Genomic DNA, 21175 nt, shown 5'->3' with positions numbered 1-21175 from the left:
TCCTATTCCAGGTGGAAGGTGGCCGAGGCGCGGTCGGCGCTCGAACTGACCGCCTCGACGTAGAGCAGTCCGTCGCGGTGGCGCACATGTCGACCCGGGTAGTTCTGGGACTCCAGGGAGATCCCGGAGCTGTCGGCGAGGCCGGCCTGGCGACGGAAGCTCGCGTCGCCTGCGAAGAGGGCCGAGCCGTCGTTCTTCTCGACGTACAGGGCGAAGCCCCGGTGGCGCAGGTAGTAGCCGGGGAAGTTGGTCGACTCCAGCGACACCGATCCGCCGCCGGCGAGGCCGGTGACGATGCGGAACTGGGAGTCGGCCAGGTTGGTGACGTTCGGTTCGATCCGCGCCCGGTAGTCGTAGTGCCGGATGTAGCTGCTCGCCTGGTCATGGGAGCGCAGCCGAACCGGGGTGGCCCCGTCGGGCACCGGGATGCCGAAGTTCGGGCTGCCGTCGGCGTTCCAGTACACCTTCTGGAGCCTGGTCCGCCGGTTCGGGTCGTTGAGCGGGTCGCCGCTGATGTCGCGGTAGTTCCGGTCGTGGTAGACGAGGATGTCGCTCTGCCCATCCTCGGAGACGGTGAACGAGTTGTGGCCGGGGCCGTACTGGCTGGTGGCCGCGTTACTCGCGAACACCGGGCTGGGGCTCTTGCGCCAGGACGCGGCGTCGAGCAGGTTCGCGGTGGCGGAGGCGCTCAGCATGCCGAGGCAGTAGTTGGCGTCCGTGGCGCTGGCCGAGTAGGTCAGGAAGATCCGGCCGTTGCGTTGGATCACCGCCGGCCCCTCGGCAACCCGGTAGCCCCGGGTCTCCCAGTCGTACGTCGGCACGACGAGCCGGGTGACGGTGCCGGTTATCTGCCACGGGTTGGCACCCATCCGGGCGAGGTAGACGTTGGAGTTGTTGGAGATCCCCGGTTCCTGCTGCGCCCAGGTCAGATAGCGCACCCCGTTGGCGACGAACGTCGAGGCGTCCAGGCTGAAGGTGTCCCACGGTGTCGTGATCCGGCCGCGTTCGGTCCACGAACCGGTGAGCGGATTGGCGTTGGCGTTCTCCAGCACGTACATCCGGATCCGCCACACGTCGTCGGTCCGGCCGGCGGCGAAGTAGACGTACCACCGGTTGTTGATGAAGTGGATCTCCGGTGCCCAGATGTGGGCGCCCATCTCTCCGCTGGTGTGGCGGGTCCAGATCGTCGTCTCTGCCGCCGTCGCCAACCCCTGCAACGTGGTCGCCCGGCGCAGCACGATCCGGTCGTACTGGGGGACCGTCGCGGTCAGGTAGTAGTAGCCGTCGGTGTGCCGGAAGATGTGCGGGTCGGCCCGCTGGTTCACCAACGGGTTGGTGTAGTTGACGGCCGGCGCGGCCTGTGCCGGCCCGGCCCCGGGCAGGCCGGCGGACACGGCGAGCACCACCAACACCGCGGCCAGCACCGACCGCAGACGCCGAGGGCCGTTGGGCCCCCGTCGAACGGTTCGACGGGTGATCGGGTCGGTAGGAGCGAGTGGCAGCGGCATCTGTCCTCCGCGAGCTTGGGAACGGCCATTGACCAGCGCAGGGAACACCGCCGCGATGCCGCGCCGATCCGTTGGACGCCCTGCGGCGACGTCGTGCAGGACCGGGCAGGAAGCGCTAAGGGCTGGGAATGTGACGGTGGCGTTGCATCCAGGTGGCGGATCCATGTTGGCGTTAACATAGATGGATGTCAAGGCGTCCTACCCCTCCACCTGGTGCGAGCGGCGGCCATCCGCGGACCGGAAGGTAGTGTCCCCGGGGTGCTGCGACGGTGGGGTCTGACGATCGTGATGGTGGCGTGCGGCGTGCTGGTGGCGGTGGCGCAACTGCGTGCCGATCTGTCCGTCGTCGGCGGCGTCGAGTTGGTGGTCTTCCTGCTGCTGGCGCTGCTGCTGTCGCCGTGGGCCTTTCCCCGCTCGGTGAGCGCCGCCGAAGCACAGCGGGCCAGCGCCGTGGACGGCCGGCCGATCGTGTACTGGCGTCCCGGCTGTCGCTACTGCCTTCAGCTTCGGTTCTCCCTCGGCCGGCTCGCCCGACGGGCGCACTGGGTGGACATCTGGCACGACCCGGCCGGGGCTGCCGCCGTCCGGGCGACAGCCGACGGCAACGAGACCGTGCCCACCGTCGTGCTCGGCGACCAGACCGTCGTGAACCCCGACCGGGCCTGGTTCCGCGCACAGCTTCGCGCGTCCTGAGGACGGGCCACGGACTTCGTCCCCCCGCCCCCGACGTCGGTGCGGCATACTGGCATGCCAGATAGACGACCGTAGATTACTGGCAGGGCTGCCATCATGACCAAGCCACCTTGGGGACGCGTACCCGTCCGGGTCCGCCCGATCCTCGCCACCGCCGCCGTGTCCGTCCTCGTCGGGGGAGTGCTCGCCGGCACCGGTGCGGCCAACGCCGTCGACCCACCCCACCGGGTGGCCAACCCCTACGTCGGAGCCCAGGTCTACGTCAATCCCGAGTGGGCCGACCGCGCCGCCGCAGAGCCCGGTGGCGACGCGGTCGCCGGCCAGCCGACCGCGGTGTGGCTGGATCGGATCGCCACGATCGAGGGAGACGACGAGAGGATGGGCCTGCGCGGGCACCTGGATGCCGCCGTGGCGCAGGACGCCGACCTCGTCCAGTTGACCCTGTACGACCTGCCGGCGCGCGACTGCGGCCGGCGCTCCCCGCAGGGTGAGCTGTCGATCGGGGACCTCGCCCGGTACCAGGCAGAGTTCATCGATCCGATTGTCGAGATCCTCGCCGCGCCCGACTACGCCGACCTGCGGATCGTCGCCTTCGTCGAGCCGAACTCGCTACCCGACCTTGTCGTCAACACCGGCAACCGGTACTGGGCCACCCCGGCCTGTGACGAGGCGTTGGCGCGCGGGACCTACCAGCACGGAACCGGGTACGCCCTGGCCCGGCTCGGCACCCTGCCCAACGTCTACTCGTACCTCGACATCAGTCACCACGCCGAAGTCGGCTGGCCGGAGGATTCCGGCCCGCTGACGGCCCTGCTGTTGGAGGCCGCGACAACCGCCGGCAGCACGGTGGCCGACGTGCATGGCTTCGTGGCCAACACCGCGAACTACTCGGTCCTGCACGAGGAGTACTTCCGTGCCGACGATGTCATCAACGGTCAGCCGGTGTACCAGTCGAGGTGGGTCGACTGGAACCCGTTCATCGACGAGGTGCCCTACGTGCGACACCTGCGGGGAGAGTTGACCGAGGCGGGCTTCTCCCCGGACGCAGGCGTCGTGATCGACACGTCGCGCAACGGCTGGGGCGGCCCGAACCGACCCACCGGCCCGGCGACGTCGGGTGACCTGAACCGTTACGTCGACGGCAGCCGGATCGACCGGCGGGCAGGGGTCGGGAACTGGTGCAACCAGGCCGGCGCCGGCCTCGGTCAGCGTCCAGTCGCCGAACCGGAACCGGGCATCGACGCCTACGTCTGGGTCAAGCCGCCCGGCGAGTCCGACGGCACCAGTGGCACCCCGAACACCGGCCAACCGTACGAGCCGCTGTGCGACCCGAACTACCTGCCGCCTCGCGGTTCGGCGTACGACACCGGCGCGATGCCGGCCGCCCCACCGCTCGGAGAGTGGTTCCCGGCGCACTTCCGTCAACTGCTCACCAATGCCTGGCCGCCGCTCTGACCGTGGTTCCACGCGCCATGGCTGCGCGTCGACGGTAGTCGGTGGCCACCGCCACGACGAGCGGGCCCCACGCGAGTAGTGGGGCGTAGAAACGGAACACCTCCCAGCCGGGTGGCGGATGCGCCGGTTCGTCGCCGCCGATTCCCACCCAACCGCTCTGCACCAGGTGGAACCTCTGGTTCAACAGGAAGTACACGCAGACGGCGACGAGCAACCAACCGCCGGTCACCGCGGCACGCACGACCGGACGTGCGGGAATGCGACGACCCCCGAGGCGGGGCACCCAGTGCGGAACTCGCTGCCCCCACCGGTGCACCAGCCCGAGAGTCAACAGGGCCAACCCCATCGACAGAACCGACAGCAAGAGCATGTACCACCGGGTGACGGCGTCGTCGGTGAACACCAACGACAGTCGCCAGAGCGCGGATGGCAGGACGCAGAGCGGAACGGCGTAGGCGGCCCAGACCGCCCAGGGCCGTGGGGCGACTGTCGCGACGCGCCCGGTGTCGAGAGGGCTCATGAATGCTCCGATCCGGAGAGGTTGGTCGTGGGGGTGTGGGCTGAGGTGGCGAGGCCGTAGCCGGTGGTGATGACGGCCAGCGCCCACGGTCTGGATCGGGTCGGCACTTCCACGACAGCCATGGACCCACGATCGCCGGCGGAGGTTCCACCCTCCTCCCCGACAGAGGGGGAAACCCTCCCCTTGCTGGGGGACAAGCCATCGAGCGCCTCAAGGAATGCTCAAATTCGATCGAGGCGAAGCTCTGCGCCCGTAAACGCACATACGCTCACCGGACCCGGCCGGCCGGCAATCACCCGTCGTCAGCAGAAGGAGGGGGAATGCGGCGCAGACATCGGCGCATCGCACTTCTCGCACTGTCCACTCTGGTGGTTAGCACGCTCGTCACCACCGGTCCTGCGGGCGCGCAGCCCGCGGGGCCGTCAGCCACCGCGAACCGGTCCCCGCTTGAGAACTCGGAGTCGGTACGCCTCGTACACATCAGGCTCACCGGTGCCGAGATGCTGGACAAGGTCGCCGCAGCCGGGTTCGACCTCGAACACGGCCTGCGGCGCGTACCGAACGGTATCGAAGGTGAGGCGGTGGTGACCGCCGCGCAGACCGCCGAACTCACCGCGATGGGCGTCGAGGTGCTCGGCGACGACGCGGGCTTCGCCTGGAGCGACGAGGCCGACGGCGGCCTCGGCGCGGCCGGCACGCGGGCGGTTCAGCCGGCGAACCACGAGGCGACGGTGCGCGTCGTTCGCGCCGACTGGTTCACCACCAAGGGCCAGGGCTTCCTGTACGTCGAGGCGCGGACCACCGAGGGGCAGCAGGCGAACCCGGTCGTCGGGATGCAGGTGGAGAACGACACCGGGAAGGGCACCCCGTTCGGCTTCGCCCGGACGATGAGCCGGTTCGTCGACTCCGGGCAGTACATGTTCCACCGGAACCTGTTCAAGCTCGACGTACGCCCCGACAAGATCCAGGTGACGAGTTCCACCGGCGGCGTCACGACCGGCGTCGTCTCCAACTGGCTGGAGGACGCTCCGCCGCCGCTGACGGCGAACCCGTCCTACAAGTCGGACTTCGTGGACGGTTACCGGAACCCGCAGCAGCTCTACAGCCGCGCCAAGGAGATCGCCCGCCAGTACCCGGACATCGCCGAGATCGTCTACCTGCCGAACCAGACGAACGGGTACCAGCGCAAGGCACAGGCCCAGATCGGCGGTACGGGGCAGGCCGCGGTCGTCGTCACCTCGGCGGCCTGGGGCCACGAGGGCGGCAACGACATCACTGTGGACTTCGTGGGCCGGTCCGAGCCGGACCTGCCGCTCGCGGTGGAGGTCACCGGTACGGCGGTCCGGGTTCTGCTCGCCACGGACGCCGCCGGCGCGGCGGCGAGTACGGCCGCCGAGGTGGCCGAGGCGTTGCGGACCCGGTCCGCGGGCCTCATCGACCGGGCGCACCCGTACCGCACCAACGGGGGCACCGGAATCGTCGCGCCGACGGCTGGGCCGGTCGCGCTGACCGACTTCCTCGACCAGAAACGCGTCGGCGCGCCGGAGGGGGAGGTGCCGCGGGGCCCGGTCACGATCCCGGTCCTGCGTATCGGCAAGCACCGCGACGGGAAGAAGCCCGGCGTGCTGATTCAGGCGCAGGACCACGCCCGGGAGTGGGTGCCGGCGACGACGAGCCTGGAGTCCGCCGAGCGTCTGGTGCACAACTACCGGTCCGACCGGGAGACGAAGAACATCGTCGAGAACACCGACGTCTTCTTCATCCTGTCGAACAACCCGGACGGGGCGAACTACAGCTTCTACAACTTCGCCTCCCAGCGCCGGAACATGACCAACCACTGCCCGGACGCGAACGCCGACCCGGGTAGACGCAACTCCTGGGGCGTCGACCTGAACCGGAACTACCGGGTCGGCTCCGGGCACGACGGGTACGCGGGCGCGTCGACCAGTTGCGTCAGCGACACCTACCAGGGGCCGGCGGAGCTGTCCGAGCCCGAGTCGAAGAACATCATCTGGCTGGTCGAGAAGTACAAGAACATCAAGTTCATGATGTCGGTGCACTCCAACGGCGGGCAGCTCTTCTGGCAGCCCGGCGCGTACATCGCGGACGGCCGCATCACCACGCCGCGACCGCCGCTGGGTGACGAAGCGTTCTACTGGCAGTCCGCCGCCCGGATCCTGTCGCAGGTCAAGGCGCACCGGGAAACCGTCGTCACGCCGGAGAACGTGGGCGGCTCGTCCGACGTCCTCTACTCCTCGGCGGGCAACGTGCGCGAGGACCTCTACCACACCTATGGGATCTACGCGTTCGGCTGGGAGGTCGGCGGCTCGGTCTACAACCCGGCCACCGGCAACTGGCAGGGCGGTTCGTTCCAACCGGAGTGGGTGGGGAACCCGGAGCTCGTCAGCGGCCACGCGGAGACGATGGAGTACGCCAACGGGATCATGGAGATGTTCCGGGTCGCCGCGGACTGGGGGAAGGACAAGAAGAAGCCGACGTCCGAGCTGGTCCCCGGCGGGGGGCGCTACTCCGGGCCGGTCGACGTTCACTTCGAGACCAGCGAGCCGGCCACCATCTACTACACGACCGACGGCAGCCGGCCCACCCTCGAGTCGCCCCGCTACGCGGCGACCGAGTTCCGTGAGCCGGGGCAGGTGTTCCACGTGACCGAGACGACGACGTTCCGCTGGTTCTCGGTCGACAGCGCCGGCAACATCGAGAAGAACTACGACCCGACGAAGAACGACAAGCGCAACAACTACCGCTCGGCGACGATCACGATCACCAAGAGGTAGCGCCACTGTGACAGTCGTTGCCCCGTCGGCGCGGGTGGACCGCGCCGACGGGGCATCGGTCGTCCGCAGTCAACGTCAGGGGCGGTGAGCCGCCACGTTGATGGGGACGATTATCCGGCTGACACGGCGCTCGCCCAGGGAGGAGAGTGACGGCGTGACCGCGACCGACGACCTGAGCGATGCCGAGAACTGGACCGGCGGGTTCTACGAACTGATCCTGATCCTCGGTGCAGCCGATGATGCCCGACTCGATCGGGCCGTGGGTGCCCTGTGGCGGGCCGCTGGCGTCCGTGGCTGCCGCGTCGGGGCCGACCTGGTCGAGGTGACCCCTGGCGCGGACGCGTTCCCGGTGGGCGGGCACCTGCGCGGGGCGCTCACCCTGCCCGGCGGCGAGCGGGTTGTCTGTGGCAGCTACCGGACCAGGTACGAGGGCATCGACAGCCTGTCGCTCTATCTCCCGCTCGGCGCGCTCGCCCGGGTGGACGACCGAATCGGTGGGTACCCCTTCGATCAACGCAGCGGGGTCGAGTCACTGGCCTGGCGCGCCCCACTCGACCGTTGGCTGGCCGACATCGCCGTCGCGGTGCACGACGACGTGCCGTTCGCCCGCGCCGTCATCGGCTTCGAGGCCGACGAGGACGCCGACACCACCGCCGGCACGAGCTACCTCGCTCGACTGACACCGGGAGACAACGGCATGGTCTTCCACCCGGCGACCGCGTGAGTGCTCGACGAGGTCACGAGTCCGTCGGACAGGCCCGACGCCGCCGTACCGGGCGGCCACCGTCCGGCGTCAGGTCACCGTCGGGATGACGGCCTGGATGAGATGGGGCCCCGGTTCGGCGATCGCGCGGGAGAACTGCTCGGCGAGCTCCTCGGCGGTCGTGGCGAGGCTGGCGGGTATCCCGAACCCCTGCGCCAGCTTCACGTAGTCGATGGTCGGGTGGGCCAGGTCGAAGAGCGGGTTGGCGTTCGGGTCGCCGGGGCCGGGGCTGCGGGTGAAGTAGCCCCATTCCGCGCGGAGGATTCCGTACGCGTGGTTGTTGAGGATGACGTTGGTGATGTTCAGTTGTTCGCGGGCCTGGGTCCAGAGCGCGGTGAGGGTGTACATGGCGCACCCGTCGGCCACCAGCGCCACGACCGGTCGGTCCGGGGCGGCGACGGCGGCGCCGACGGCCAGCGGCAAGCCGTCGCCCATCGCGCCGCCGCACTGCATGAGTACGTCGTGTCGAGGAGCGCCCGCGGTGGCCGCCGGGAGGGCGGTGCCGGAGCTGACGGTCTCGTCGATGATGATCGCCCGTTCGGGCAGCAGCGCACCGACCACCTCGGTCCAGCTCTTGAGGGTGAGCGGCCCGCTCGGCATCGTCGGCCGTTGGGGCGTGTCGACGTCGGCGGAGGTGTCGGGTGCCAGGAGGTCGGCGAGCTGGACGAGGGCGGCGGCGGCGTCCTGGCCGGTCTCGGCGAGTGCGTGCGACTGGGCGCCCTCCGGGACGAGGCAGCTCGGCACGTCGGGGTAGGCGAAGAAGGCGACGGGTTCCTTGGCGCCGGCGGTGATGACGTGTTTCACCCCGGCGAGCTGCTTGATGGTCTGGTCAGGAAAGAAGCTCAGCCGAGGGAAGGTGGGCAGATCGGCGCCGTGCTCGAGTCGGTTGGAGTAGAGCTCCTGCAACACCCGCGCCCCGGTGGCGGCACCGATGCGGCTCGCCGCGCAGAGGCCCGCCTCGCGGACCGCCGGACCGCCGATGATCAAGGCGGTCGGCTCGCCACTGCGCAGCACGTCCGCGATCCGCGCGATCACGTCCTGGGTCACCGGTTGCGGCGGCTTACCGGCGGCGGGTGTGCCGACCACTCCACCGTCGTTCCAGGAGGCATCCGCCGGCACGATCACGGTGGCGACCTGCCCGGGTGGCTCCACGGCCGCGGCCAGGGTGGCGGCGGCGTCGGTGCCGGTGCCGGCGGCGTTCTCGGGACGGCGGACCGAGCCGCGTAGCCATCCGCCGAGGGCGGCGATGTCCGAGGTGAGGGGCGAGTCGTAGACGTTGTGGTACGTCGGGTGATCGCCCACGATGCTGACCACAGGTGAGTTGGCGCGACGACTGTTGTGCAGGTTCGTCAGGCCGTAGGCGAATCCCGGGCCGAGGTGCAGCATGGTCGCGGCCGGCTTGCCGGCGATGCGGGCGTAGCCGTCGGCCGCGCCGGTGGCCACGCCCTCGAAGAGGGTCAGTACCCCGCGAAGGTTCGGTACGGCGTCCATCGCCCCGACCATGTGCATCTCAGTGGTGCCCGCGTTGGCGAAGACGACCTCCACGCCGCCGTCCGCCAGCGTCCGCATGAGTGCTTCAGCTCCATTCATCTGCACGCACCATCCCTCGGCAAGCCTGCGCTGACTGTCACGCTATAGCATCAAAACGGAGCAATCGGTATGAAGCGGCCGGCTGGTGCTTTCCGCGTGCAGGCGCTCAGTGGGCGCCGACTCGATCCGCCAGACGGCCTCGACGTCGGCCGTACCCATCAGACCTGGCCGTTGCTCTCGCCGCCCGGCGGGACCTCGTCGGCCTCGGCCACCCGCCGGACCTCGATCTTGGACCCACGGACCGCCGGGACCCGCTTGGCCCACTCGATCGCCTCCTGTCTGGTAGCGACATCGAGCAGAAAGTAGCCGCCGAACAGCTCCCGGGTCTCGCCGTACGGACCGTCCGTGACAACCGGTGCCTCAGCGCCGAAGTCGACCACGACGCCCCGGCTCGGATCGTCCAGCCCTTCGGCGGCGAGGAGGACCCCGGCCTTCATCATGTCCTCGATGAATCGGCCGGTCGCGGCCATCGCCTCGTCGATCGACGCCATCAACGCCTCGTTCGTCTCGTCGGTGCCCCGCATGATCAACATGTACTTCGGCATCGTGTTCCCCTATCCGACAGGTCGCCTCCCGACCCTCGCACGCACTCGTCGAATGAGCGGCCCGCGGATCGACACCGCCGGAGAGATTTCCTGCCGCGACACGGGGTGATGCGCTGAGCCGCGTCTTGATTAAATAGTCGGGTATCAATAGATTGAGGGCGGGCGCCGCCGGGGTCCGGGAGACCGAACCGTCGGCGGCTGACAGGTCCACCCCGAGCCGGGCCCGTCGGTCGTACGCACCGACCAGTCGCTGTGGCGCACCGCCGCGCCGCACCCAGGGCAGGTTGTCGCACCGCATCCGTCCAGGACGCACGCTGACACGCCGCCTCCGTCCCGCTCGATGGTTGAAGGACCTTTTTCATGACGATTTCCCGTGCCCGCCGCACCGCGACCCTCGTGGTCGCCGCCGCGCTGGCCGCCGCCGCGACCACAACCGGAGCGGCGCTGCTCACCGGCCCGGCCGCAGCCGCCCAGGGCTGCCAGGTCGACTACACGCCCAACCAGTGGCCCGGTGGGTTCACCGCCACCGTCAAGGTCTCCCCGGGAGACACGGCCGTCTCCAGTTGGACCGTCACCTGGACGTACTCGGGGGACGAGCGTGTCACCAACGGTTGGAACGCCACGGTCAGCCAGTCCGGATCGTTGGTGACCGCTCGCAACGCGTCGTACAACGGCAGTATCCCGGCCGGCGGCTCGACCGAGTTCGGGCTGCAGGGCACGTACGGCTCCAGCGGTGGCACGCCGACCGCGTTCAGCCTGAACGGTGTGCCGTGCAACGGTGCCACGACACCGCCGACCACCGAACCGCCGACCACACCGCCCCCGACGACCTCGCCGCCGACCACACCACCCCCGACCACACCTCCGCCCACCACCGAACCACCGACCGGGTGTGCCGGGGCGGTGCTCTGCGACGGCTTCGAGGGCCAGACCGGTTCGACGCCGTCCGGTGACTGGACCGTGGTGAGCCCGGACTGTTCCGGCGCCGGTACCGCCACCGTCGACACGACCACCACGCACAGCGGCAGCCGGTCGGTCCGGATCAACGGCGCTGCTGGCTACTGCAACCACGTCTTCATCCGGTCCACGAAGAACCTCGCCAGCGTGGGCGCCGTCCGGTACGGCCGGGTCTGGGTGCGGCACACCATCGGGCAACCCACCGAACACACCACGATGATGGCGATGACCGACGCCGCCGACGGCAACAAGGACCTGCGGCTGGGTGGACAGAACGGCGCGTTGCAGTGGAACCGCGCCTCCGACGACGCGACCCTGCCCGAGCAGAGCCCGGCCGGGGTGGCGCAGAGCCTGCCGCTGCCCACCAACCGGTGGACCTGCGTGGAGTTCATGGTCGACGGTGCGACCGGTCAACTGCGCACCTGGGTGGACGGCACCGCCATCGCCGGGTTGACCGCCGACGGTGCGCCGACGCACGACATCGACGGCCAGTGGTACAACCGCACCTGGCGGCCGCAGCTCACCGACCTGAAGCTGGGCTGGGAGAGCTACGGCGGTGGCGCCGACACCCTCTGGTACGACGACGTCGCGGTGGGGTCCAGCCGGATCGGCTGCTGACCCTTTCGGGATCGGTGCCTGTGTGTCAAGGGTGTGACCCGAAGCTGGGTCACACCCTTGCTTGCTGAGTTTCTTTCACAAGCGTAGGAAGAACATCACCACCACCGTCGGCCCCTGCATCGATCCGCCGTCCAGCGTCGAAGGAGATGCGTGTGACCACCTCCCGAGGGCTCCGTCTTGCCGTGTCCGTGCTGGTGACCGCGGGCGCCGTCCTGCTCAGCACGGCGGCCCCCGCGGCACCGCCAGCGACCCCCCGACCAGCCGGGCACCCATCCTGCGACCCGATCGACCCGACCGCCTGTCTGCTGCCGTTCCCGAACGACTACTTCACCGTGCCGGACCGGACCAGCCCCACCGGCAAGCGGGTGCGGTTCGCCGCCGCCGCGATGCCCGCCAACGTGCAGGGCACGCCGATCGACCCGACGGAGTGGAACCGGCAGGACGGGTTCAGCCCCGGCTCACCGATCCTGGTGCGCGTACCCGGTCTCGACGCCACGGCCAGCGGGATCGCGCCGGTCACCGACATCGGCCGCTCGCTCGCGCCGGACGCGCCGATCGTGCTGCTCAACACCCGGACCGGAAAGCGCACGCCGTACTGGGCCGAACTGGACGCGCACGCCGCCGGGCAACCCGACCGACAGCTGCTGATCATCCGGCCGGCGGTGGCGCTGACCGAGGGCGCCCGCTACGTCGTCGCGCTGCGCGGCCTGCGCAACGGCAACCGGGCGTTGATCCCCGCGCCGAAGGCGTTCCGGGGGTACCTGACCGGCTCCGGCCACGGGCGGGGGGACGCTCGGGCGCCGCAGCTGCGGCGGATCCTCACCGAACTGACCCGCACCGGCGTCCAGCGGCACAGCCTCTACCTGGCCTGGGACTTCACGGTCGCCAGCCGGCACGGGCTGACCGGGCGGATGGTGGCGGTCCGGGACAGCGCGTTCGCCGCCCTCGGCCGGGCCGCGCCGCCGGTCACCGTCACCCAGGTGACCGACTACCCACCTCAGCAGGATCCGTTGATCGCCCGGCAGGTGAGCGGCACCATCGCCGTACCGTCCTACCTGACCGGCGACGGCGGGCCGGGCTCCCGGCTGCACTACGGGCCCGCCGGTGGCAGCGGGACGCCGCCCACGCCGAACGCCCTGCCCACACCGTCCGGTACGACGGTGGCGGCGGACTTCGTCTGCAACATCCCGCGCAGCGCCTCGCCCGCGAAACCGGCGCACCTCTCGCTCTACGGCCACGGACTGCTCGGCCGACCGACCGAGATCAACGCCGGCAACGTCAAGACGATGTCGAACACCCACAACTTCACCTTCTGTGCGACCAGCTGGATCGGCATGGCCGCCGCCGACGTCCCCTTCGTGGCTGGCGCCTTCACCGACCTCAGTGTCTTCCCGGCGGTGGCGGACCGGTTGCAGCAGAGCTTCCTGAACTTCCTCTTCCTGGGTCGCGCGATGATCCACCGGGACGGGTTCGCCGCCCACCCGGCGTTCCGGGACGCCACCGCACGGCCGCTGATCAATCGGGTGGGCGGCCTGCACTATGACGGCAACAGCCAGGGTGGCATCAACGGAGGTGCGCTCACCGCCATCGCCCAGGACTGGACCCGGTCGGTGCTCGGCGTACCGGCGATGAACTACTCCACGCTGCTGCAACGCAGCGTGGACTTCGCACCGTTCCAGAGCGTGCTGGACGGCTACTACCCGGACAAGGTCGACCAACAGCTGATCCTCGCGCTGCTGCAGATGTTGTGGGACCGCTCCGAAGCCAACGGGTACGCCCAGCACATGACCGACCGGCCGCTACCGGGCACCCCGGCACACCAGGTGCTGATGCACGTGGCCTTCGGCGACCAGCAGGTCTCACCCGCCGCGGCGGAGGTGCAGGCACGCACCATCGGCGCGCGCCTGCACACCCCCGCGCTCGCCGACGGTTGGTCACTGGACGCTCGGCCGTACTGGGGCATCACGCCGATCCGCCGCTACCCGTACAGAGGCTCGGCGATCGTGATCTGGAACAGTGGCGCGGCCTCCGCGCCACCGCCGACCAACCTCGCTCCGGCCGGGCCGGAGTTCGGCGACGATCCGCACGAGTTCCCCCGCGCCCAGGCCGGGGCCCAGAGACAGAAGGCGGTCTTCCTGCGCACCGGCACGGTCATCGACGTCTGCGCGCGCAAGCCCTGCCCGTGACCGGTTCAGCGGAGCCGCGAATGTGACACGGCGGGGCGCTGACCAGGTCAGCGCCCCGCCGGGAAAGTGCCGATCGCTTTCGGTCAGCAGCGCACCTCGGTCTCCTTGTGCGCGACGTCCGAGATGCCGCCGAGGGCCCGGGTGCACACCGACAGCGTGTTGGCGCCCAGCGACCAGACCTCCGGGCCGCTGGAACACTGCAGATCGCGCAGCGTCGTGCCGGTCACGATGGAGGTGCAGACCTGGTACGAACCGTGGGTGGCCCGATACTGCTGCCACACGTACGTGTAGGCGTAGTTCTTGCCGCAGCCCTTGTACTGCTTGACGGATGCCGCGGTCTGGCCGCCCACGGTGACGTACGCGGTCGCGCCGATCTGCACCGAGCCGGCGCAGCGCGGGTTGGTCTCGGCGTGCGCGGGTCCGGCGAACACCAGCGTCGCGGGCACCGCCAGACCGGCGGCCGCGAGGATGCGTACGCCACGTCGGGTCAGGCTCTTCATCGGTGACCTCCTTCAATGCACCGGGGGGTCGTCGCCCCCGGTGTCGTCGATGCACCACATTGATGGCCGCCGCAGCTTGTTCGGTACCCTCTGACACGCTCTGACAACGCCTGACAACGTCGTCTGACTGGGGGAGTGAATGAAGGACCAGCCTGCCGCCACCGAGTCAATTCCGGACAGACAAGCCGCCCAGGAGTTCGCCACACAGCTCCGTACATTGCGGAGCGCCGCGGGGGACCCGTCGTTCCGCAAGATGGCTGGGCGGTCTGGCCGGATCTCGCACACCACACTCCACGAGGCCGCCGCCGGGACACGGTTCCCCTCCTGGGAAACGGTCCGGGAGTTCGTCCGAGCCTGTGAGGCGGACGAGGTCCAGTGGCGATGCCGATGGGAGGACGCGCAGCGCGCCGCAACGGCCCACACCAGCGTGGACGGCGACCTGACGCCGGTGCGCACCGACTCCCCGACCGACAGCGAAGCCCTGCTCACCACGACCGACACCGAAACCCCGCTCACCACGGGTGACGAGAAGCCCGACGCCAGGACCGACGCCCTGCCGGCCTACCGGCCCGTCGTGTCCGGCATTCCCGCCCCGTCGCCGGGCGAGCCCGACGCGCTGCGGCCGACCGAGTTTCCGCAGACCGACGAGGAAGTCGTGGGTGAGCCGCGACAGCGGTTGCCGTGGCTCGCCGCCGTCGCGGTGATCGTGGTGGTGGCGATGGTCGCCGTCCTGGGCGCCATCGTCCGCAACCGGTCGTCCACACCGTCCGTGTCGCCGTCCGCGTCGGCGTTCTCGGATTCGCTGATCCCCGGCGACTCGAGCAAATTCCTCCGGGACGTCACCATCCCCGACGGCACCGAGGTGCGGGTCAACTCCCAGTTCGTCAAGGTGTGGGCGCTCAAGAACGACGGGGAGGTCGCCTGGCACAACCGGTTCCTCGCGCGGATCAACCCCACCGCCGACGCCGACGGATGCCAGGTGCCGGATCGGGTGGCGATCGGTGACACACCCCCCGACGAGGAGGTGATGATCAGCGTTTCGGTCACCGCGCCGAGCCGCCCCGGGACGTGCTGGGTCAGTTGGAAGATGGTCGACGAGAACGGGCAGGAGTTCTTTCCCACCCGCCGGCCGGTGTTCTTCATGGTGAACGTCATCGACTGAACGACGCTCCCGGTCACCCGGACCGGCGTCAGAGTGCGATCGCCTGATGTCAGCCCGGGTGCCAGCACAACTGACAACAACGCATTCATCGAGGTCAGCGACGGCCTGACGGATCTGACACGACATGGGGGTACCGAACAGCAGGTCGATTCACGCAGGGTGATGTCCGTTCCGAACGACTCACCAACTGCGAGGAGGACCGACCTTGCGTCGTCCCTGGTTATCCGTCGGGCTCGCCGCGCTCTGCGTGGCAGTCGGCGTTCCGGCCCACGCCTGGGCCGCGACGTCCGGCGCCACCGGGCAGCGAACCGTCACCACGGCCGCGCGGCCAGTCGTGGACATGGAGGCCACCGTCCTGGCCGCCCAGATCGACCCCCGCCGTGCCGACAACACATTGACCCCGGGGGCGAAGAACTCCGTGCTCGCCGTCGAGCAGGCGCTCCAGGCGCGGGGCCTGCTGAACGAGCAGTGGGTCGACGGCTACTTCGGCACCGTCACCATCTCGGCGTACGCGGCGTACCAACGTTCACTCGGCTACACCGGCCTGGCCGCGAACGGGCTGCCCGGCACCACGTCCCTGACGAAGCTCGGGCAGGACCGCTACACCGTCGCCAACCCGATCGGCCCGGGCGCGAAGGTCCCGCGTGACGGGTACGTCGTCAACGCCCGCACCCAGGCCATGTTGGCCGAGGCGCAGCGTCTGCTCGGCTTCACCCTGGTGCTCGACCAGGGCTCGTACAACCCCGGCGGCGACCCCACGTCGGCCGGTACGCACGACGGTGGGGGCGTGGTGGACATCTCCGTCACCGGCATGACCGCCGCCAGGCGCACCGCCGTCGCCAAGGCCCTGCGTCGGGTCGGCTTCGCCGCCTGGGTCCGCAACCCGAATCAGGGCGACTGGCCGTGGCACATCCACGCCAACGCGATCAACGACACGGACCTGTCCAGCCAGGCGCAACACCAGGTCGGCGACTACTACCTCGGCATGAACGGCCTGGCCAACCAGGGACCGGACGACGGCCCCCAGGTCCCGATCAGGACCTGGGAGCAGTACCAGCGCGGGCAGTGACCCGCACCCCCTCACCCGTTTCGGAAAGGACACCATGAACATCCGTAAGAGCCTCGCCGCCGTCGGCGTCGTGCTGGCCGCGACCACCTCGATCCTCAGTGTCACATCGCCCGCGTCGGCGGCGGCCCGGGACGGGGTCTGCGAAAGCGGCGAGTTCTGCTACTACTACAACAGCGACAATGCGGGGTCGATCTCGGACTTCACCGGTTCGCTCGCCGACTACGGCACCGAGCAGCCCTCGTGCTACGACTTCAAGGGCGCTGGCGCTGGCAAGGGGCTGTGCATCAAGAACGAGGCCGCCTCGGTCTGGAACCGCAGCAGCAAGACCGTACGCGTCTACTACAACAGCGGCTACGCCGGTTCCTACCAGGACTTCGCGTCCGGCGCGAAGGGCAACCTCAACGCCACGTTGAAGAACAACAACGCCTCGCACGAGTTCGGGCCGTCGACCCGCACGAACCTGTCGTACGCCCTGTACCAGGCCAGCGGCGGCGTGGTCACGTGCGCCTTCGACGGTTACACCACTACGTCCGGCCGGCACGAGGGCATCGACATCGCCCGCAGCATCGGCTCGGACGTCCGCGCCCTGGTCTCCGGAACGGTCACCTACGTCGCGCGGGGCGCGACCGGCAGAAGCGGCCTGTCCACGATCTCCGTCTACAACTCCTCGCTCAACAAGACGGTGATCTACCTGCACACCGCGCCGAGGTCCGGGGTGAGCGTGGGCGACACCATCAGCAAGGGCCAGATCATCGGCGATGAGTCGTGGCACGGGGTGACCTCCAGCTCGAGCGCGCACACCCACGTCGAGGTCCGGGCCGGCCGGCAGACCCACGCGGCCGTCAGCGTCGGCGACCCCGTCCTGGACAACGCCGACCCGACCTCGTTCTGGAACTCCCAGGGCTACAACGAGAGGTAGGACGCTGTGAACATCCGCAAGGGCCTCGCCGTCGTCGGCGCCGTCCTCGCCATGTCCACCTCGATCCTGAGTGTCGCCTCGCCGGCAGCGGCGGCCACCCGGGACGGAACCTGCGACAGCGGCGAGTTCTGCTACTACTACAACAGCAACCAGGCCGGCTCGGTCTCCGACTTCACCGACTCACTGGACGACTACGGTACGACCCAGCCGACCTGCTACGACTTCAAGGGCGCGGGCAGCGGCAAGGGCCTGTGTGTGAAGAACAACGCCGCGTCGGTGTGGAACCGGACCAGCAAGACGGTGCGGGTCTACTTCAACAGCAACTTCGCCGGGGCCAGTCAGGACTTCGCGGCCGGCGCGAAGGGCAACCTGAACGCCACGTTGAAGAACAACAACGCCTCGCACGAGTTGGTGAGCGGGGTGACGGGTTGCAGCACCGACGGCACCAACAGCAAGCTGCCGAGCACCATCCTGGTTTACCGGGCCAGTCTCGGGCAGGTCGTTCGGGTCGACTTCAAGACGTACGTCAAGAATGTCCTCCCGAACGAGTGGATCACGAGTTGGCCGGCCGCTTCGCTGGACGCCGGTGCGATGGCCGTGAAGAGCTACGCCTGGTACTGGGCGTTGCACTCGACCCGGAAGACGCCCGGTGGACAGTGCTACGACGTCCGGGACGACACCGCTGACCAGGTCTACCGGCCGTCGTCGGCACAGGCGTCGACGTCCGCGGCGGTGGACCGGACGTGGTCGACCCGGATGACCCGCAGCGGCAACATCCTGCGGGCGCACTACTGCCAGTCGACGACCGCCTGCGGTGCCTGGGTGACCGGCGACTGGATGTCGCAGTACGGCTCGCGTGATCTCGCCAACCAGGGCAAGAACTACCAGACGATTCTGCGCTACTACTACCGCGACATCGCGCTCTCCTGAGAATCAGGCACCAAACGCGTCGCCCGCCGCAGATCCGCGGCGGGCGGCGCGTCCTGCGTACGGCCCCGGCCGGCTATGCCGGTGGCGGCTCGACCGCCTCGACGAGAATCTGGAGCACGTGCCGGTACGGCTGCCCGGTGGCCCGGCTCATGCCCATCTCGCAGGTGCGGTTGCAGGAGGCGTACGCGTCGTAGTCGTGTTGGTTGATCTCGGCGGCCTGCGCCGCCGTGGCGCCGGCCGTGACCTCGGGGTGCAGCAGCCCCCGGTCACCGGCGAAGGCGCAGCACCCCCAGTCGTCCGGCACGGTGACGGTGTCGGCGAGCGCTGCGGCGACCGTGCGCAGGTCGTCGATCCCGCCCAGGTGCACGGTGGAGCAGGTGGGGTGCAGGGCCAGCGAGCCCAGTCGCCGGGGCGGTGGCAGCGCCGGCAGGAGGTGCTCGGCGGTGAAGGTCACGCTGTCGACGAAGCGCAGCGCGGCGTACCGTGCCTGGTCCTCCTCGGCCAGGGCGGCGCTCAGCTGCGTCAGCCCGTGGGTGCAGGAGGACGCGTCGCACACGATGGGCAGGCGACCCTCGTCGCTGGCCGCCCAGAGCGCGGCCAGGGTCCGCTCGGCCATCTCGCGGTGGCCGGCGGGGTAGCCCTTGGACTGCCACGGGGTGCCGCAGCACAGGCCCGCCGTGCCGGCTGGCACGACGAGCGGCACCCCCGCCAGGTCGCAGAGGCGCAGGAACGCCGCCGCCGACCCTCCGGACGGGCCGTCCTCCGGTGCGAAGAGGCTGCCCACACAGGCCGCGAAGAACACCGCCTGGGCGTCTGGTGCGTTGCGGGCTCCGGGGCGGGGAGCGCCGGCGCGCGGCATGTCATCGCTCCACAGTGGCACGAGTTCGGTGGCACCGAGTCCACGGACCACTCCGGTGGCGGCCCGGGTCACCGACGTCGGTACGGCGTGCGCGGCGGTCAGTCCCACCCGGACGCCCGTCACCGCGGCCTGCCAGTGTCGGGCGGCGGTGCGGGCGGTGCGCTGGGCGCGGGGCGTGTGCCGCTCGGCGCGCAGCCGCTTCATGGCCGCCCCGGTGTCGATGCCGACCGGGCAGGCGGTGACGCAGAGGCTGTCCGCGGCGCAGCTGTCCACCGCGGCGTACGCGTAGTCGGCGGTCAGCTCCCGGCGGCGCTCCTCGTCGCCGCCGGCGGTGGCGAGGGCGATCTGCCGTTGCAGGACGATGCGCTGCCGGGGGGTGGTGGTGACGTCGGCGGTGGGGCAGACCGGCTCGCAGTAGCCACACTCGACGCAGGCGTCCAGCTCGGGGTCGACCGTCGGGACAGCCTTGAGCTGCCGCAGGTGCACGGTCGGGTCGTCGTTGAGCAGCACACCAGGGTTGAGCAGGCCGCTCGGGTCGCACAACCGCTTGAGTTCGCGCATCACGTCGTACAGTTCGTCGCCGTACTGCCGGCGGACGAAGGGCGCCATGGCCCGGCCGGTGCCGTGCTCGGCCTTCAGCGTTCCCCCTTCGGCCAGCACGAGGTCGACCATGTCGTCGGTGAACCGGGCGTAGCGGTCGATCTCCGCCGGGGTGTCGAACGACTGGGTCAGCATGAAGTGCAGGTTGCCGTCGCGGGCGTGTCCGAAGATCACCGCGTCCGGGTAGCCGTGTCGGTCGAACAGGTCGATCAACCCGTCGCAGGTGCCGGTCAGCCGGGGCATCGGCACCGCGACGTCCTCCAGCAGGGCGGTGGTGCCGGGCGGGCGCGCGCCGGCGACGGCGGTGTAGAGGCCCTTGCGCAGGTGCCAGAGGTTGGCCCGTTCGCGCGGGTCGCGGGTCAGCGCGGTGCCGCTGACGGCCGGCAGTTGGTCGAGCACGGACCGGGCGTCGGCCAACGTCGCGGCCAGCCGCTCCGCGCTGTCCTCGGTGAACTCCACCAGCAGTGCGGCGTGGCCGGCGACGGTCAGCCCGCGCAGGGCCGGGCTCGCACCCGGGTCGCGCTGGCTGACCCGCAGCGCGGCCGCGTCGAGCAGTTCGGCGGTACGGGCGCCGGCGGCGAGCAGGGCCGGCAGCGCGTCGGTGGCGTCGGTGAGACGGGGCAGGATCAGCAGACCGGTGGCGGCGTGGTCGTGGATCTCGACGGTACGGAAGACGGCCTCGGCCACGAAGCCGAGCGTGCCCTCGCTGCCGATCATCAGGTGGGCGAGCATCTCGACCGGGCTGCTGTGGTCGAGCAGCGAGTTCAACCCGTACCCCATGGTGTTCTTCATGGCGAACAGCCGCTCGATGGTGGCGCGTGACCCCGGCGTCGAGCGCACCCGGTCGCGCAGCCGCAGCAGCCCGGCGTGCAGCTCGGGCTCGTCGGCCCGCAGCCGGTCGTCGGCGTCGCGGGCGCCGGAGTCGACGACGGTGCCGGACGGGAGCACGAAGCGCAGCGACTCCATGGTGCGGTACGCGTTGTCGGTGGTGCCGCAGGTCATCCCGCTGGAATTGTTGGCCACCATGCCACCGACCGTGCAGGCGGCCTCGCTGGCCGGGTCCGGGCCGAGCCGGCGTCGGTAGCGGGCGAGTCGAGCGTTGGCCTGCCGGATCGTCAGGCCCGGCTGGAGGCGGATGCGGCGGCCCTCGTCGAGGACCTCGGCGTGCCGCCAGTCGGTGCGGACGTCGACCAGCACGCCCGCGCCGCCGGCCTGCCCGGCGAGGCTGGTGCCGCCGCCGCGCAGGGTCAGCGGCACACCGGCCTCCCGGGCGCCGGCCATCAACGCCCCGACCTCGGCCGCCGAAGCGGCCCGGACCACGGCCTGCGGCTCGAACAGGTACGGCGAGGCGTCGTGTGCCGCCGCCAGCCTCCGGGGCAGCTCGGCGCTGGCCCGGCGGGGATCATCCAGGCGCGAGCGCAGCAGGTCGGCGACCTCGCGCGCGCGGGCGCCGGCCGCGGTCGGCGTGGGTACGACGGTGCTCATGGGCGATCCTCCCGGGGAGGG

The 21175-nt window shown here is 70.2% G+C and carries 17 protein-coding genes; 10 read left to right on the top strand and 7 right to left on the bottom strand.

The window, feature by feature from the left end; translation table 11 throughout:
* Window positions 1–2: 2 nt before the first annotated feature.
* The gene (locus EV382_RS12275; protein ID WP_244236643.1) at window positions 3–1508 is read right to left on the bottom strand and encodes a family 43 glycosylhydrolase; all 1506 of its coding nucleotides are present in this window, start codon (window positions 1506–1508) and stop codon (window positions 3–5) included.
* Between the two features lie 258 nt (window positions 1509–1766).
* On the opposite strand from EV382_RS12275, the gene EV382_RS12270 reads away from it, so the two are divergent.
* Both EV382_RS12270 and EV382_RS12265 read left to right on the top strand, forming a co-directional pair.
* Window positions 1767–2201, top strand: coding sequence for a glutaredoxin domain-containing protein (locus EV382_RS12270; RefSeq protein ID WP_208758387.1), 435 nt, complete (start codon window positions 1767–1769; stop codon window positions 2199–2201).
* A gap of 96 nt (window positions 2202–2297) precedes the next feature.
* Window positions 2298–3656 carry a glycoside hydrolase family 6 protein gene (locus EV382_RS12265; protein WP_130401694.1) on the top strand — a complete coding sequence of 453 codons (1359 nt, stop codon included), beginning with the start codon at window positions 2298–2300 and terminating at the stop codon, window positions 3654–3656.
* Here the strand turns inward: EV382_RS12265 and EV382_RS12260 are convergent.
* Both EV382_RS12260 and EV382_RS33795 read right to left on the bottom strand, forming a co-directional pair.
* Window positions 3631–4176 (bottom strand): hypothetical protein, encoded by a 546-nt coding sequence (locus EV382_RS12260; protein WP_208758386.1) that lies wholly within the window; start codon window positions 4174–4176, stop codon window positions 3631–3633. The genes EV382_RS12265 and EV382_RS12260 overlap by 26 nt on opposite strands.
* The gene (locus tag EV382_RS33795; protein ID WP_279636469.1) at window positions 4173–4298 is read right to left on the bottom strand and encodes a hypothetical protein; all 126 of its coding nucleotides are present in this window, start codon (window positions 4296–4298) and stop codon (window positions 4173–4175) included. The genes EV382_RS12260 and EV382_RS33795 overlap by 4 nt, the downstream gene beginning before the upstream one ends.
* A gap of 198 nt (window positions 4299–4496) precedes the next feature.
* On the opposite strand from EV382_RS33795, the gene EV382_RS12255 reads away from it, so the two are divergent.
* Both EV382_RS12255 and EV382_RS12250 read left to right on the top strand, forming a co-directional pair.
* A complete protein-coding gene (locus EV382_RS12255; RefSeq protein ID WP_130401693.1) occupies window positions 4497–6971 on the top strand; it encodes a M14 family metallopeptidase in 2475 nt (824 codons plus the stop codon).
* 154 nt (window positions 6972–7125) lie between these two features.
* Complete coding sequence (locus tag EV382_RS12250; RefSeq protein WP_130401692.1) at window positions 7126–7695, top strand: hypothetical protein; 570 nt, start codon at window positions 7126–7128, stop codon at window positions 7693–7695.
* Window positions 7696–7764: 69 nt separating this feature from the next.
* On the opposite strand, the gene EV382_RS12245 is transcribed toward EV382_RS12250, so the two are convergent.
* Together EV382_RS12245 and EV382_RS12240 are read right to left on the bottom strand one after the other, a co-directional pair.
* On the bottom strand, window positions 7765–9324 hold the full coding sequence (locus EV382_RS12245) for an acetolactate synthase large subunit (protein WP_130401691.1): 1560 nt from the start codon (window positions 9322–9324) through the stop codon (window positions 7765–7767).
* A 158-nt stretch (window positions 9325–9482) separates the two neighbouring features.
* The gene (locus EV382_RS12240) at window positions 9483–9869 is read right to left on the bottom strand and encodes a YciI family protein (protein ID WP_130401690.1); all 387 of its coding nucleotides are present in this window, start codon (window positions 9867–9869) and stop codon (window positions 9483–9485) included.
* Window positions 9870–10229: 360 nt separating this feature from the next.
* Here EV382_RS12240 and EV382_RS12235 point away from each other — a divergent pair, with 360 nt between their 5' ends.
* Window positions 10230–11444, top strand: coding sequence for a cellulose-binding domain-containing protein (locus EV382_RS12235; RefSeq protein ID WP_130401689.1), 1215 nt, complete (start codon window positions 10230–10232; stop codon window positions 11442–11444).
* Between the two features lie 152 nt (window positions 11445–11596).
* Window positions 11597–13630 (top strand): hypothetical protein, encoded by a 2034-nt coding sequence (locus tag EV382_RS12230; protein ID WP_130401688.1) that lies wholly within the window; start codon window positions 11597–11599, stop codon window positions 13628–13630.
* Between the two features lie 83 nt (window positions 13631–13713).
* Here EV382_RS12230 and EV382_RS12225 read toward each other — a convergent pair whose 3' ends face one another.
* Window positions 13714–14130: a hypothetical protein gene (locus tag EV382_RS12225; RefSeq protein ID WP_130401687.1), complete on the bottom strand. Its 417-nt coding sequence runs from the start codon at window positions 14128–14130 to the stop codon at window positions 13714–13716.
* Between the two features lie 139 nt (window positions 14131–14269).
* Between EV382_RS12225 and EV382_RS12220 the strand changes: the two genes are divergently transcribed.
* The 4 genes from EV382_RS12220 to EV382_RS12205 all read left to right on the top strand — a co-directional run bounded on the left by EV382_RS12220 (window position 14270) and on the right by EV382_RS12205 (window position 18210).
* The gene (locus EV382_RS12220) at window positions 14270–15292 is read left to right on the top strand and encodes an NBR1-Ig-like domain-containing protein (protein ID WP_130401686.1); all 1023 of its coding nucleotides are present in this window, start codon (window positions 14270–14272) and stop codon (window positions 15290–15292) included.
* A gap of 205 nt (window positions 15293–15497) precedes the next feature.
* Window positions 15498–16361 carry a peptidoglycan-binding domain-containing protein gene (locus EV382_RS12215; RefSeq protein ID WP_130401685.1) on the top strand — a complete coding sequence of 288 codons (864 nt, stop codon included), beginning with the start codon at window positions 15498–15500 and terminating at the stop codon, window positions 16359–16361.
* Window positions 16362–16395: 34 nt separating this feature from the next.
* Window positions 16396–17280, top strand: a complete 885-nt coding sequence (locus tag EV382_RS12210; RefSeq protein ID WP_130401684.1) for a peptidase inhibitor family I36 protein — start codon at window positions 16396–16398, stop codon at window positions 17278–17280.
* A 6-nt stretch (window positions 17281–17286) separates the two neighbouring features.
* Complete coding sequence (locus tag EV382_RS12205; protein WP_130401683.1) at window positions 17287–18210, top strand: peptidase inhibitor family I36 protein; 924 nt, start codon at window positions 17287–17289, stop codon at window positions 18208–18210.
* Between the two features lie 73 nt (window positions 18211–18283).
* Here the strand turns inward: EV382_RS12205 and EV382_RS12200 are convergent, their stop codons facing one another.
* Window positions 18284–21154, bottom strand: a complete 2871-nt coding sequence (locus EV382_RS12200) for an FAD-binding and (Fe-S)-binding domain-containing protein (RefSeq protein ID WP_130401682.1) — start codon at window positions 21152–21154, stop codon at window positions 18284–18286.
* Between the last annotated feature and the right edge of the window lie 21 nt (window positions 21155–21175).

It is taken from the genome of Micromonospora violae (genome assembly GCF_004217135.1).
GTDB lineage: Bacteria > Actinomycetota > Actinomycetes > Mycobacteriales > Micromonosporaceae > Micromonospora > Micromonospora violae.
This window is presented reverse-complemented; position numbering and strand designations above follow the sequence as displayed.